Origin of the sequence: Craurococcus roseus (assembly GCF_039523795.1) — a bacterium.
GTDB classification, from domain to species: domain Bacteria; phylum Pseudomonadota; class Alphaproteobacteria; order Acetobacterales; family Acetobacteraceae; genus Craurococcus; species Craurococcus roseus.
Map to the genome: position 1 here is coordinate 1 of NZ_BAAAFZ010000113.1, position 13,608 is coordinate 13,608.

14 protein-coding genes are annotated in these 13,608 nt (G+C 73.8%); 6 read left to right on the top strand and 8 right to left on the bottom strand.

The window, feature by feature from the left end; translation table 11 throughout:
- The first annotated feature begins 40 nt into the window (after positions 1–40).
- Positions 41–907, top strand: a complete 867-nt coding sequence (motA, locus tag ABD067_RS25030) for a flagellar motor stator protein MotA (protein ID WP_343898160.1) — start codon at positions 41–43, stop codon at positions 905–907.
- Between the two features lie 84 nt (positions 908–991).
- On the opposite strand, the gene ABD067_RS25035 is transcribed toward motA, so the two are convergent.
- The gene (locus tag ABD067_RS25035) at positions 992–2,140 is read right to left on the bottom strand and encodes an oxidoreductase (RefSeq protein WP_343898147.1); all 1,149 of its coding nucleotides are present in this window, start codon (positions 2,138–2,140) and stop codon (positions 992–994) included.
- Positions 2,141–2,312: 172 nt separating this feature from the next.
- Here ABD067_RS25035 and ABD067_RS25040 point away from each other — a divergent pair, with 172 nt between their 5' ends.
- Complete coding sequence (locus ABD067_RS25040) at positions 2,313–2,759, top strand: PaaI family thioesterase (protein ID WP_343898148.1); 447 nt, start codon at positions 2,313–2,315, stop codon at positions 2,757–2,759.
- Between the two features lie 10 nt (positions 2,760–2,769).
- Here ABD067_RS25040 and ABD067_RS25045 read toward each other — a convergent pair whose 3' ends face one another.
- Positions 2,770–3,291: an MmcB family DNA repair protein gene (locus tag ABD067_RS25045; RefSeq protein WP_343898149.1), complete on the bottom strand. Its 522-nt coding sequence runs from the start codon at positions 3,289–3,291 to the stop codon at positions 2,770–2,772.
- A 97-nt stretch (positions 3,292–3,388) separates the two neighbouring features.
- Here ABD067_RS25045 and ABD067_RS25050 point away from each other — a divergent pair, with 97 nt between their 5' ends.
- Positions 3,389–3,844 (top strand): Rrf2 family transcriptional regulator, encoded by a 456-nt coding sequence (locus tag ABD067_RS25050; protein ID WP_343898150.1) that lies wholly within the window; start codon positions 3,389–3,391, stop codon positions 3,842–3,844.
- A 51-nt stretch (positions 3,845–3,895) separates the two neighbouring features.
- Here the strand turns inward: ABD067_RS25050 and ABD067_RS25055 are convergent, their stop codons facing one another.
- Positions 3,896–4,189, bottom strand: a complete 294-nt coding sequence (locus ABD067_RS25055; protein WP_343898151.1) for a 4a-hydroxytetrahydrobiopterin dehydratase — start codon at positions 4,187–4,189, stop codon at positions 3,896–3,898.
- A gap of 96 nt (positions 4,190–4,285) precedes the next feature.
- Between ABD067_RS25055 and ABD067_RS25060 the strand changes: the two genes are divergently transcribed.
- Positions 4,286–4,636 carry a metallopeptidase family protein gene (locus tag ABD067_RS25060; protein ID WP_343898152.1) on the top strand — a complete coding sequence of 117 codons (351 nt, stop codon included), beginning with the start codon at positions 4,286–4,288 and terminating at the stop codon, positions 4,634–4,636.
- Between the two features lie 303 nt (positions 4,637–4,939).
- On the opposite strand, the gene ppsA is transcribed toward ABD067_RS25060, so the two are convergent.
- Together ppsA and ABD067_RS25070 are read right to left on the bottom strand one after the other, a co-directional pair.
- Positions 4,940–7,339 carry a phosphoenolpyruvate synthase gene (ppsA, locus tag ABD067_RS25065; protein ID WP_343898153.1) on the bottom strand — a complete coding sequence of 800 codons (2,400 nt, stop codon included), beginning with the start codon at positions 7,337–7,339 and terminating at the stop codon, positions 4,940–4,942.
- Entirely contained in the window at positions 7,336–8,412 is a 1,077-nt protein-coding gene (locus ABD067_RS25070) for an NAD(P)-dependent alcohol dehydrogenase (protein ID WP_343898154.1), read from the bottom strand. Before ABD067_RS25070 ends, ppsA begins: the two co-directional genes overlap by 4 nt.
- A 598-nt stretch (positions 8,413–9,010) precedes the next feature.
- Here ABD067_RS25070 and ABD067_RS25075 point away from each other — a divergent pair.
- Positions 9,011–9,283 carry a hypothetical protein gene (locus tag ABD067_RS25075; RefSeq protein WP_343898155.1) on the top strand — a complete coding sequence of 91 codons (273 nt, stop codon included), beginning with the start codon at positions 9,011–9,013 and terminating at the stop codon, positions 9,281–9,283.
- 77 nt (positions 9,284–9,360) lie between these two features.
- The gene (locus ABD067_RS25080; RefSeq protein ID WP_343898156.1) at positions 9,361–12,072 is read left to right on the top strand and encodes a cation-translocating P-type ATPase; all 2,712 of its coding nucleotides are present in this window, start codon (positions 9,361–9,363) and stop codon (positions 12,070–12,072) included.
- A 44-nt stretch (positions 12,073–12,116) separates the two neighbouring features.
- Here ABD067_RS25080 and ABD067_RS25085 read toward each other — a convergent pair whose 3' ends face one another.
- The 3 genes from ABD067_RS25085 to trxC form a co-directional block, all read right to left on the bottom strand.
- A complete protein-coding gene (locus tag ABD067_RS25085; RefSeq protein WP_343898157.1) occupies positions 12,117–12,647 on the bottom strand; it encodes a VIT1/CCC1 transporter family protein in 531 nt (176 codons plus the stop codon).
- Between the two features lie 139 nt (positions 12,648–12,786).
- On the bottom strand, positions 12,787–12,987 hold the full coding sequence (locus ABD067_RS25090) for a YgaP family membrane protein (protein WP_343898158.1): 201 nt from the start codon (positions 12,985–12,987) through the stop codon (positions 12,787–12,789).
- Between the two features lie 82 nt (positions 12,988–13,069).
- Positions 13,070–13,513, bottom strand: a complete 444-nt coding sequence (gene trxC / locus ABD067_RS25095; RefSeq protein ID WP_343898159.1) for a thioredoxin TrxC — start codon at positions 13,511–13,513, stop codon at positions 13,070–13,072.
- Positions 13,514–13,608 lie beyond the last annotated feature (95 nt).

Below are 13,608 nucleotides of genomic sequence, written 5' to 3' on the forward strand. Positions count from 1 at the left end.
CCGCCGCTCCCGCCTGGGCGCCGGCGGAGTACACGCCGCGATGATGACCCTGGTCGGCCTGGGCCTCGCCGTGGCTTGCGTGTTCGGCGGCTACGTCGCCGCCGGCGGCAAGTTCGGCATCATCCTCGCCGCGCTGCCCTTCGAGATGCTCATCATCGGCGGATCGGCGCTCGGCACCTTCTTGATGGCCAACAGCATGGCCGACGTGAAGCACACGCTCCACGGCTTCGGGAAGATCCTGAAGGGCGCGCGCTACAAGAAGGCCGACTACGTCGAGATGCTGAGCCTGCTCTACTTCTTCGTCCGCCTGGCGCAGAGCAAGGGCTCCATGGCGCTGGAGCCGCACATCGAGAAGCCCGAGGAAAGCCCCGCCTTCGCCAAGTTCCCCAAGATCGCCAAGGACCACCACGCGGTGGTGCTGATCTGCGACTACCTCCGCATGGTCGGCATGAACGCCGACGACCCGCACCAGATCGAGGACGTGATGGCCCGCGAGCTGAAGAAGGTGCTCGCGGAGGAACTGCACCCGAGCCACGCCATGCAGTCGGTGGCGGACGCGCTGCCCGCGCTCGGCATCGTCGCCGCCGTGCTCGGCGTCATCAAGACCATGGCGAGCATCGACCAGCCGCCGGCCGTGCTCGGCAAGATGATCGGCGGCGCGCTGGTCGGCACCTTCCTCGGCGTGCTGCTGGCCTACGGCATGATGGCGCCCTTCGCCGCGCGCTTGAAGGGCGTGGTGGAGGAGGAGGCGAAGTACCACGAGGTGATCCGCGCCGTGCTGGTGGCGCACCTGCACGGCAACGCGCCGCAGGTGGCGGTGGAAACGGGGCGCAAGATGGCCCCCTCCGCCCACATGCCGAGCTTCCAGGAACTGGAGCAGGCGTTGCAGGACTTGCAGATCGCGTGATGGGCGGGCGCCCGGGGCGCCCGGGGCGCCCGCCGCGGCCGAGCCCGGCTCGCCCGGCCTGGAGGCCGGGGGGCGCGGGGCGGGTCAGTCGCCGCGCGCCCCCGCGGCGGCGGACGGCCAACCGAGCGAGCCTTCCGGGCCGGGCCGGTTGCGGAGCCACCACGACCAGTCCTCCGGGAGCAGCGAGAGCGGGTCGGGGTGGGCCAGTTCGCGCGCGGCCCAGAACGGCCAGTGCGGGTTCGAGAGCGCGGGCCGCCCCAGGAGCACCATATCGACCAGCCCCTCGCGGACGACCCGGTCGGCCACCGCGGGCAGCCCGAGGTTCCAGCTCACGCCCACGGGGATGCCGACCTCGCGCCGCACGCGGCTCCCCCGCTCCACCATGAACGCCACCTCGTTGAACGGCACGCCCTTCGTGTCGTCCGTGTTCATGCCGAGGCTGAGGTCGGCCAGGTCGAGCCCGTGCCCCTTCAATTGGCCGACCGCCCACACGGAATCGTCGAACCGCACGCCTTCCTCGTGGAAGTCGTCGCAGCCGAGGCGCATGGTCAGCGGCAGGCGCTCCGGCCACACCGCCCGCACCGCGTCCAGCGCCTCGCGGTGGAAGCGGAGCCGGTTTTCCAAGCTTCCGCCGTACTCGTCCGTGCGCTGGTTGGCCAGCGGCGAGAAGAAGCTCGCGCCGAGGTAGCCGTGCGCGAAGTGCATCTCCAGCCATTCGAACCCGGCTTCGAGCGCCCGTTGCGCCGCGCGGGCGTAGGCGCGGTGGATGTACTTGATCTCGTCCACCGTCAGCGCGTGGACGGGGCAGGTGTAGCGCCCGCCGTAGGGGATGGCGGACGGGCCGCGCACCTGCCAGCCGTCGGGGTGGTCGGGCGGCAGTTGGGTCTTGCCGTGCCAGGGCTTCTTCTCGCTGCCCTTGCGCCCGGTGTGGCCGAGCTGCGCGGCGGGCACGGCGCCCATGTCCTTCACGATCGCCGCGACGCGCGAGAGGCCCTCGAGTTGGGCGTCGTCGTAGATGCCGGCGCAGCCGGTGCCGGTGCGCCCGTCCGGCGTGATCGCCAACTGTTCGGGGAACACCAGGCCGAACCCGCCGGCGGCGCGCGATCCCATCAGCATGACGTGGAAGTCGCCCATGCGGCCGTCGGTGGACCGGTACATGGTCATCGGCGACATGGCGACGCGGTTGCGCAGCGTGACGCCCTTTAGCGTGTAGGGACTGAAGAGGTCCGGCATCGGGGGGCACCTGCTTGGACGCGCGATCCCGGGCACACGCGCACAACCCCGGCGTCGTCGCAAGGCCCAGCGGAAGCCGAGGCGTGGACCCGACCGCTCCGCCTGCCACCGCTCCGAAGGAGGGCGCTCCGGCCGCTTGACGCGGAACCGCCGCGCGGGGAGGCAAAGCGGCATGGACAACAGCCGCCCCGACCCGTTCCCCCACGCCCACTCTCCCTACCACGCCCACCTCGGCATCGAGGTGGCTGAGTGGCGCGAGGGCTACGCGCGCCTCGTCTGCGACACCGGGGCGCCGCACGCCAACCGCTCCGGCATCGTCCACGGCGGCCTGGTGCTCTCCATGATCGACCAGGCCGCCGCCTTCGCCGGCCTGTTCTGCCCCGACCCGGCCCGCGTGCGCCGGGCGGTGACGCTCGACCTCGACTGCCGCTTCACCGGCCAAGCGGCGATCGGCACGCGCCTCTCCGCCGAGGGCCGGGTGGTCACGGCCGGCCGCAACGTGTTCTTCGCCCGGACGGAGGTGTTCGACGCCGAAGGCACGCTGGTCGCCTTCGGCGCTTCCACCCACCGCTACCGCGCCGGCAGCGCCGACCCCGAGGGCGTGCCGGCGGCGGAATAAAAGCCGGCCGTCACTCCACCCTGAGCGCCGCGCGCAGCTCTGCGTGGCTCGCCGGGTCGGACAGGGCGGCGAGGCGCCCGGCGGCGACCACGGCGTAGCGGTGCAGCAGCGCGCGCCGGCGCGCCGGGGCCAGCTTGTGTTCCGGCGCTTCGCGCAACAGGGCCGCGTCCGCGCCGTCCGCCACCAGCAGCCCGGCGTCGTCCGGCAACAACTCCTGCGGGAAATCCAAGTCCACCGCGAAGAAGAGCCGGTCGCAATAATCCCTGTACTCCGGCCATTTGGCGTCCGTGAGGAAGTCGCGCGCGCAGGACTTCACCTCCACCACCACGAAGCAGCCGTCCGGCCGCAGGGCCAGGATGTCGGCGCGGCGGCCGTTGGGCAGCGGCATCTCGTGCACCGGCGCCCAGCCGCGCATGGCGCAGAAGCGGGTCGCGGCGCGGCACACGGCGGCGGTCCGTTCAGGGGCGGTCCGCTCGGAGGCGGTCCGTTCGAAAGGGGTGCGTTCGGTTGTGGAGGCCGTAGAAATTATCATCTCAAACCAAATTTTTGTTCATGAAATCTCTAGTCAAAGTGGTAGGAAACATGCATCGTCACATTGGCTCATTCCCTAGCATGGGTATCGCGTCCGCATGATCGCCACACGCTTCGCCGTTTCCTTGCACATCCTGACCTTGGTTGCCCGCGGGCCTACCGAGCAGTCAACCAGCGCCCGGCTGGCCTGGAGCATCGGCACCAACCCTGTCGTGGTCCGCCGGCTGTCCGGCCTGCTCGCGCGGGCGGGATTGATCACGGTGCAGCGCGGCCCGGGCGGGGCCAGCCTCGCCCGCCCGGCGAACAGCATCAGCCTGCGCGACGTCTGGCGCGCGATCCATCCGGAGCGCGACAAGGTGCTGCGCGTGCATGCCCGCACCAACCCGGCCTGCTCGGTGGGGCTGCGGCTGCCCGATGCGTTGCGAGCGCGTTTCGAGAAGGCGGAGGCGGCCCTGCTGGGCGACCTCGGCGGCACCACGCTCGCCGACTTGGCGGCTTCGCTGGACGCCGACCAACCCGGGCGCGCGGCCACCGCCGCTGCCAACGCTGCCTGAGTCGAAGGGCGGTCGCGGCGGCGCCTCCCTTCCTGGGTGGATGCCGCCGCGTCAGCCCGACCGTAGACCATCGATCGCGCGAGCCAGCCGGATGTCGCGCTCCGACAACCCGCTGGCCTCGTGCGTAGTGAGCAGGATCTCGACCCGGTTGTAGACATTGGACCACTCCGGATGGTGGTCCTGCGCTTCGGCGAGCAGCGCGACACGGGCCATGAAGCCCCAAGCCTCGCTGAAGTCGCGGAAGCGGAACCCGCGCCGAAGCGCGTCGCGCCCTTCGGCCATCGACCAATCGGGCAGGGCCGCCGCCAGCCCGGCGCGCGCGGCCTCGTCCAAGCGCTCGACCATCCCTCGCCTCCTTGTCTCTTGACGCCGGGCCCCGGAAAAGCGCTCCGTTCCCCCATGCGGTACGGCACGCCCCCAAGCCTCGATGATATATTGGAGTTGGCGGAAACCGCGCTTTCCGCAATCCCGCAGGAGTTGCGAAACCTGGTGGGCGGCACCGTCATGGCGGTGGAAGAAGCGCCAGACGACGAGGTGCTGGCGGAGTTGGGCATGGAGAGTCCTTGGGAACTCACCGGCCTGTACCGCGGCACGCCCATGACGCAAAAAAGCGTGCTCGACATTCCCGCCGAGCCCGACACCATCGTGCTGTTCCGCGAGCCCATCCTGCTGGAATGGATCGAAACCGGGGAAGACCTGTTCCGCCTCGTCCGCAACGTCCTGATCCACGAGATCGGCCACCACTTCGGCCTGTCGGACGCCGATATTTCGCGGTTGGAGGACGAAGGCTAGGGCCGCTCCCGAATCGGCCGCGGGGCGCCGGCAGGGACGTCGCCCGGCATTGCAGCGCCCGCCGCGCTGGGCTCGATGCCGCGCGTGCCCAATGTCGCGCCAGCTGCGCCGCCCGGGCTGCTCGGCGCCGCCGGCGCCCGCCGGGGCCGGGTCGCTCGGGGCAACGGCGCTCGTCCTCGCCGCGGCGGGACGGCTGGAGCGGAGTGGGCAACGACGGCTGGGCAGGCGGGGAGCCCGATCTGGCGAGGTCGAGCCGGATCGGCGCGGAACGGCGTGGCCGGCGATCCGCCCGCGGCGGGAGGGTCAGGGCGCGCCCCGCCGCTCCGCCTCGGCGACGCTCCGCGCCGCGGCGACGAAGCCGTCGGGATTGAGCGAGATGGAGTCGATCCCGCACCCCACCAGGAAGGCGGCGAAGTCCGGGTGGTTGCTCGGCGCCTCGCCGCAGATGCCGACCGTGGCGCCCGCGGCGTGCGCCCGGCCGATCACGTCTCGGATCATCCGCTTCACCGCCTCATCCCGCTCGTCGAACAGCCCCCGCAGCTCGGCGGAGTCGCGGTCCACCCCGAGCACGAGCTGGGTCAGGTCGTTGGAGCCGATGGAGAAGCCGTCGAAGCGCGCGGCGAACTCCTCCGCCAGCACCACGTTCGACGGGATCTCGCACATCACGTAGACGCGCAGCCCGTCCTCGCCGCGCCGCAGCCCGTGCTCCCCCATCAGGGCGAGGACGCGGTCGGCCTCCTTCGGCGTGCGGCAGAACGGGACCATGACGGCGAGGTTGCCGAGGCCGATCTCGTCGCGCGCCCTGCGCACGGCGCGGCATTCCAGCGCGAAGCCCTCGCGGTAGCGCTCGCTGTAGTAGCGCGAGGCGCCGCGCAGGCCGAGCATCGGGTTCTCCTCGACCGGCTCGAACGCCGCGCCGCCGACCAGGTGGGCGTACTCGTTGCTCTTGAAGTCGCTCAGGCGGAGGATGACCGGGTGCGGGTGGAAGGGCGCGGCGATGCGGGCCACGCCGCGCGCCAGCGTGTCCACGAAGTACTCCGCCTTGTCGGCGTAGCCGCGCGTGAGCGCCTCGATCCGCCGCCGCGCCTCGCGGTCCTCCAATTGGTGGAACCGCACCAGCGCCATCGGGTGCGCCTTGATCACCGAACCGACTATGAATTCCATGCGCGCCAGCCCGACGCCCTTCGCGGGCAGGCGCCACCAGCGGAGGGCCGCGGCGGGGCTGGCGATGTTCAGCATCAGCGCCGTGTGCGTCTCCGGGATGGCGCCCAGGTCGATGTCCGTGGCCGCGAAGGGGAGCGCGCCGTCGTAGACGTGGCCCTCGTCCCCCTCGGCGCAGGAGAGCGTCACCGCCTGTCCGTCGCGCAGCAGGGCGGTGGCGCGCTGCGTGCCGACCACCGCGGGGAGGCCCAGCTCCCGGCTGACGATGGCGGCGTGGCTGGTGGCGCCGCCGTGGTCGGTGACGATCCCCGCCGCCTTGCGCATCAGCGGCACCCAGTCCGGGTCGGTGGCCTCCGCCACCAGCACCGCGCCGTCCGGGAACCCCGCGATGTCGTCCGGCCCGTGGACGACGCGGACCGGACCGGTCGCGATCGCCTCGCCCACCGCCGCGCCGGCCAGGATCGGCTTCGCCTTCGCCTGGAGGCGCCAGCTCCGCAGCGTGGCGCCCCCTTGCTTGGCGCCGTGCACCGTCTCCGGCCGCGCCTGCACGATGAACAGCTCGCCGGTCTCGCCGTCCTTCGCCCACTCCATGTCCATCGGGCGGCCGTAGTGCTTCTCGATCGCCACCGCCCATCGGGACAGCCGGAGGATCTCGCTATCGGTGAGCACGAAGGCCTCGCGCTCCCGCCGGGTGGTCTCCACCATGGCGGTTCGCGCGCTGCCGCCGGTGGCGTAAACCATCTTGCGGGCCTTGCCGCCGAGCGCCTTCTCGAGGATCGGCACGCGCCGCGGGTCGTCCAGCGGCGGTTTGAAGACGAGGTGGCGGTCGGGGTCCACCGCGCCCTGCACGATCGGCTCGCCCAGCCCCCAGGCGGCGCTGATGACCACCACGCCCGGGAAGCCGCTCTCGGTGTCGATGGAGAACATGATGCCCGAGCCGCCGAGGTCGGCCCGCACCATCGCCTGGACGCCGATGGAGAGCGCGACCTTCAGGTGGTCGAAGCCCTGCATCTCGCGGTAGCTGATCGCCCGGTCGGTGAAGAGCGAGGCGAAGCAGCGCCGGCAGGCGTCGAGCAGCGCCCGCTCGCCCACCACGTTGAGGAAGGTCTCTTGCTGCCCGGCGAAGCTGGCGGTGGGCAGGTCCTCCGCCGTGGCGCTGCTGCGCACCGCGACCGCCGGGTCCGCCACGCCGCGGCGGCGGCCGAGTTCGCGGTAGGCCGCGCGCACGGCATCGGCCAGCGCCGGCGGGAGTTCGGCGTCGAGGAAGAGGCGCCGGATGGCCGCGCCGGTGTCCTGCAAGCCCGCCTCGCCGCGCCGGCGCGCGTCGAGCCGCGCCCGCAGCGCCGCGCCGATGCCGCTCGCCTCCACCAGCCCGCGGTACGCCGCGGCGGTGGTGGCGAAGCCCGGCGGAACCCGGACGCCGGCGCCGGAGAGCGCCCGGACCATCTCCCCGAGCGAGGCGTTCTTGCCGCCCACCCGCGGCACGTCGGCTGCGCCGACCTCCTCGAACCAGAGTACGAGGGGCCCCGGGGCGGCGCTCATGGCGTGATCGCCACCTTGAGCACGCCGCCGCGCTGGTTGGCGAAGAGGTCGTAGGCCTCCTCGATCCGCTCCAGCGGGAAGCGGTGCGTCACCAGCGGCCGCAGGTCCACCCGGCCGGAGGCGATCACCGCCATCAGCCGCCGCATCCGCTCCTTGCCGCCGGGGCACAGCGTGGTGACGATGCGGTGGTCGCCGAGGCCGGCGGCGAAGGCGTCGAGCGGGATGCGCAGGTCGCTCGAATAGACGCCGAGCGAGGACAGCGTGCCGCCGGGGCGCAGCACGCGCAGGCTCGCCTCGAAGGTCGCCTGCGTGCCGAGCGCCTCGATCGCCACGTCCACCCCGCGACCGTCGGTCAGGCGCCGTACGGCCTCCACAGGGTCCTCGCGCCCGAAGTCCACGACGTGGTCCGCCCCGAGCCCGCGCGCCGCCTCCATGCGCTCCGGCACGCGCTCCACGCCGATCACCGTTGTCGCGCCCATCAGCCGCGCGCCCGCCGTCGCGCAGAGGCCGATCGGCCCCTGGGCGAAAACCGCGACGGTGTCGCCGATGCGCACCCCGCCGCTCTCCGCGCCGCCGAAGCCGGTGGACATGATGTCCGGGCACATCAGCACCTGCTCGTCCGCGAGGCCGTCCGGCACGGGGGCGAGGTTCGCCATGGCGTCCGGCACCAGGACGTACTCGGCCTGGCAGCCGTCGATGGTGTTGCCGAACCGCCAGCCGCCGAGCGGCTTCCAGCCGTGCGCCGTGCCCGCGCCGTCCTGCGAGCAGAACCCGCACAGGCAGGCGTTGCTGGTGCCGCTCGGCGTGATGGCGCCGGCGACGACCCGCTGGCCCTCCTTGTAGCCCTTCACGGCGGAGCCGAGGCGCTCGACCACGCCGACCGGCTCGTGCCCGATGGTGAGCCCTTCCGCGACCGGGTACTCGCCCCTGAGGATGTGGACGTCCGTGCCGCAAATGGTCGTGGTGGTGACGCGCACCAGCGCGTCGAGCGGCCCGACCTCGGGCACCGGCTTCTCGCGCAGCTGGATCCGGCCCGGCCCCGCGAACACGGCGGCCCTCATGGTCTTCGGCATGGCGCGCTCCCATCCGCGTCGTGGTGTGCGGAGTTGAGCCCGGCCGCGGCGATGGCGCATTGACCGAGCGCAAACGGCGAGACGAAGGGCTGTTCCGGGGGGCGGCGGGCGCCTTCAAGCGGCGCGCCGTGCCTTTCCCGCGCCGGGATCGCCGCCGGCCTGCCGCCCAGCCCGGCCCGATCCCTTGGCGCGGATGCCCTTCGCGGCTGGCGAGCGGTACGAACACCATTGGCAGGTCCGGATCGGCGCAGGAGCGCGCCGTGCCGCCGGCGAGCACGCCGGGGCCGCCGGGGTAGGTCGGGATCGCCGGATCGGGCGTGACTTCCCGTCGGGAGGTACGCGGTCCTGATGCGGGTCGGGCAGGGGTCGAGCGGCGGCGTGGGCGGCGCCTCCCCCTCGCGGCATCGATCCGGGTCGGGCGTGCCGCCGGCCCGGGCTGCTCCCCCGGCTGGCTTCGGCAATCGAGCCGGACGAAGGCGTTTGTTGACCGGGATCAATGCCCTTCCCGCTCCCCGCGTCGAAATGCGGGTGGGCGGCGAACGGCGGTCCGCGCGCACGCGGGCATCCTGCCGAATCCTGCAACGCGCGGGGAGACCTCATGGGACACAGCATCGATCTCGACTACGCCGTGGAGCGCGACGAGAGCCACTGGACGGTGAACTTCCAAGGCCAGCGCTGCGGATGGTTCCGGACCCGGGAAGCCGCCTTGGACTCCGCCACCTTGGATGCCGAGCGCGTCCGCAAGCTCGGCCACCGGGTGCGCGTCCTGCTCCGCCACGCGGATGGCGGCCTGCATGACGCCGAACCGCGTCCGCAGGCGGGAAGGAGCCAAGGCCCGCGCCCGTCCGAGCGGCCCTCCGCCACCGCTTAGCGTCCCGCGGTCGAGGCTGCCGCGCCGGCGTGTCCGCCGTCCGCACGCCGGCCGGCGGACCGACCAGAGGAGATGCCATGCCGAGCGGCCCCGAACGGCTCGCGGCGGCGAACCGCGCCGGTCCGGCGGCGCGGGCGCCCGAGTCACGGACGCCCGCGGCCCCCGAACCGCCTTGGCACGCGGTCCCTGCCGAGGAGGCCATGCGGGCGCTGGACACCGGCCCTGGGGGCCTGGGCGAGGACGAGGCCGCGCGGCGCGCGTCGGCCTTCGGCCCGAACCGGCTGCCGCAGCGGCGGCGGGCCGGGCCGCTCCGCGTCTTCGTCCGGCAGTTCGGGGATCCGCTGATCTACATCCTCCTGGCCGCGGCAGTCGCCTCCGTCGGCATGGGCGACGCCGGCGATGCCGTGTTCATCCTCGCCGTGCTGCTGCTGAACGCCGCGATAGGCGGCTACCAGGAGTGGAAGGCGGAGACCGGCGCCGAAGCCCTCCGGCGCATCGTCCGCGTCCGCGCCGTGGTGGAACGGGGCGGCGCCCGGCGCGAGGTGGACGGCGAGGATCTGGTGCCGGGCGACGTCGTGCATGTCGGGTCCGGCGTGGCCGTTCCGGCCGATGTGCGGCTCGTCGCGGCCCGGGAACTGCGCGTCGACGAGTCGTTGCTGACGGGCGAATCGGTCCCGGTCGCCAAGCGCGCGGACGCCGCCGTCGACGCCGGCGCGGGGCTCGGCGACCGCGCGACGATGCTGCACGCCGGCAGCGTCGTGCTCGCCGGCCGCGGCACCGGGGTCGTCTGCCGCACCGGCGGGCGCACCGAACTGGGCGGCGTCGCGCTGTCGCTCGGCGGGGCGGAGCAGGCCCCGCCGCTGGTGCTCCGCTTGCGCGCGTTCAGCCGCCGCGTCGCCGTCGTGGTGGTGGCGACGGCCGCTCTGCTGGGGTGCGTGCTGCTCCTGCGGGGCGAGGCGCCGGCGCAGGTGCTGCTTCTCGCGGTGGCGCTGGCGGTGTCGGCGATCCCGGAAGGGCTGCCCGTGGCGATCACGGTGGCGCTGTCGGTCGCCTCCAACCGCATGGCGCGGCGCAACGTGATCGTGCGGCTCTTGCCGGCGGTCGAGGGCCTCGGCGCCTGCACTCTGGTCGCCAGCGACAAGACGGGGACGCTGACCGCCAACCGCTTGACGGTCGCGCGGCTCTGGGTGCCTGGCCTCGGCGAGGTCGAGGCCGGCGGAAGCCCGGCCGGGGCGGCCGCGGCGCCGGTGCGGGGCTTGGCGGCCACCGGGGCGCTCTGCAACGAAGCCACGCTGCACCGGGCCACAGACGGTTCTGTGGCGGCCACCGGCGACACGGTGGACGCCGCCTTCCTCGTCTGGGCGGACGGGATGGGCCTCGGGCGCGAGGCGTTGCTGCCGCGTCACCCCCAGTTCGGGGCCATCGCCTACGAAGCGGAGCGGCGCTACGCGGCGTCGTTCAACCGGCACGACGGGCGCGTGCTCGCCCACGTGAAGGGCGCGGCCGACGCCGTGCTCCCCATGTGCGGCGGGGCGGACGCCGCAGCGGTGCGGCGCGCGGAAACGGGGCTCGCCCAGCAGGGGTACCGCGTCCTCGCCCTGGCGAGCGGCGAGGTCGGCGAGGACGCGGCGCGGCGGGGCGATCCCGCGGCGCTCGCCCGGCTGCGGTTCCTGGGGCTGGCGGGGCTCATCGACCCGATCCGGCCCGAGGTGCCCGAGGCCGTGGCGCGGTGCCGTGCGGCCGGCGTGGACGTGCGCATCGTCACCGGCGACCACCCGGCCACCGGCCTGGCCATCGCGCGCCGGCTGGGGCTCGCCTCGGACGCGGACCGGGGCGTCACCGGCGCCGAACTCGCGGCCGCCGGGGACGGGCGGGCGCGGGCCGGACTGGTGCACGGCGCGCGGGTGTTCGCCCGGGTCGAGCCCGCGCAGAAGACGGAGATCGTCCAGGCGCTGCAAGGCGCCGGCCACTTCGTCGCAGTGACGGGCGACGGCGTGAACGACGCGCCGGCGCTGCGCGCCGCGCACATCGGCGTGGCGATGGGCCGGAGCGGCAGCGACGTGGCCCGGGGCGCGGCCGACCTCGTGCTGGCCGACGACAATTTCGCGTCCATCGTCGCCGGCATCGAGGAAGGGCGGGTCGCCTACGACAACGTCCGCAAGGTGGTGTGGATGGCGGTCGCCACCGGCGCGGCGGAGATCCTGCTCATCGCCCTCGCGGTGCTGCTCGGCCTGCCGCTGCCGCTCACCGCCGTGCAACTGCTCTGGCTGAATCTGGTGACCAACGGCCTGCAGGACGTGGCGTTGGCCTTCGAGCGGGGCGAGCCTGGTGTCTTGGACCGCCCGCCGCGCCCCCCGGACGAGCCGCTCTTCGACCGGCGCATGGTCGAGCAGACCGTGCTGGCCGGCGCGACGATCGGCGGCGTCGGTTTCGCCGCCTTCTGGTGGATGGTCGAGGTCGCCGCGATGCCGGTCGAGGAAGCGCGGAACCTGCTACTTCTGCTGATGGTGCTGTTCGAGAACCTGCAGGTGCTCGGCTCGCGGTCGGAGACCCGCTCGGTCTTCCGGGTGCCGCTCGCCGCCAACCCGTTCGTGGTCATCGCCGTGGTCGCGGCGCAGGCGGTCCACGTCATGGCGATGCACGCGCCGGGCCTGAGCGGCGTGCTGGAGATCGCGCCGGTCGCGCCCGCGGCTTGGCTGTCGCTGCTGCCACTGGCCGCGAGCGTCGTCCTCGTCGGGGAAGCCTACAAGCGGCTGCGCCGGCGCCGTCCCGTGCCGGGGGGCGGGTGAAGCCGGCGCGCCGCCTAGGGCGGGTCCGGCGGCGGGCGCGGCGGTCAGATGCCGGCGGCGCCGAGCCACCGCGCGCCGAGCACGCCGACGCCGTAGGCCACGGCGCCCGCGGCCGCGCCGATCGCCAGCATCTCCGCGCCGGCGCGCACCCAAGGGCGCGGCGCGAAGAAGGAGCGGCCGGCGCCCACGGCGAACAGGGTCGCAAGGGCAAGGCCGGCCGCGGCGGCGAACCGGTTCCCGGGGGCCAGCGGGACCAGGTAGGCCAGCAGTGGCACCACCCCGGCGGCGACGAATCCCGTAAAGGTAGCGGCGCCGTTGCGCGCCGCCACCCGCAGCGCGGGCCTCTCCCCGTCCGCCTTCGAGCGCTGCGACAGCACGTTGCTGGCCGCCATGGAAACGCCGTCGGCGAACAGGTTGGCGAAGCCGAGCAGGAGGATGACGCGGGCCGGCAGGTCGGCGCCCACCACCCCGGCCACCACGGCGAAGGTCGTCACCACCCCGTCGTTCGCGCCGTAGACCAAGTCGGGCAGGTACCTCCGGACCGTCGCGCCGAGGCCGGCGTCGGCCGGGCTCACGCCGCTCGTCCATCGCCGGCGGGCCGGTCGTGCGACCACCCGCCGCGGCCCGCGCCGAACGCAGCGACGGAGCCGGGCGGCGCGGCACCGGCCGGGCGGCCGAAGGAGGGCGTCATCGGCGGGCCCCGACCCCGCCGAGTCAGGCGTTGCGCCGGTCCAGCGGGCAGGTGTCGACCCCGAGCAGGCCGTAAACCGGGCAGGTGCCGGCGAGCCCGGTGATCAGCGGCACCAACCCGACCAAGCCCCACCAGCCGAGCGGGCCGAACAGCCCGAGCGCCAGCAGGACGACCCCGGCCGCGATCCGCAGCCACTTGTCCGTGTTGCCGACGTTGCGCGTCATGGTCGCTCTCCTCCGCGTGTGTGGTTCATGTGCCCCGGAGACCGATGGTGGCGGGCCGCGTCCTGGGGCGCATTGATCAAACTCAAGCCGCCGCTGCGGCGCCCTCGGCCCAGGCGACGACGGCGTGCGCGGGCATGGCCCCGGTGCGGCGGGCGACCTCGCGGCCGCCGGCGAAGAGGGCCAGCGTCGGGATGCTGGCGATGCCGAGTTCCGCAGCGAGGCGGGGCGCGTCCTCGGTGGAAACCTTGGCCAGCCGCATCCGCGGTTCGAGCCGCGCCGCCGCCTGCTCGAAGGCCGGCGCCATGGCGCGGCACGGGCCGCACCATGGCGCCCAGAAGTCCACCAGCAGCGGTACGCCGCTCAGCCGCAGGTGGCGGCGGAACCGCTCCTCGTCGAGCGCGACGGGCTCGGCCCGGAACAGCGGCGCCTTGCACGCGCCGCAGCGCGGCCCGTCGCCTAGCCGTGCGGCGGGGGCGCGGTTGGCGGCGTCGCACCCCGGGCAGACGACCTGGACGGTTTCGCTCATGGCCCGGTCCCTCACGCGAGCGAAGCGGCCGCGCCGCCCTTGGCCTTCACCGGGATTTTCAGGTAGCGGACGCCGTTCTCCTCGGCTTCCGGGAA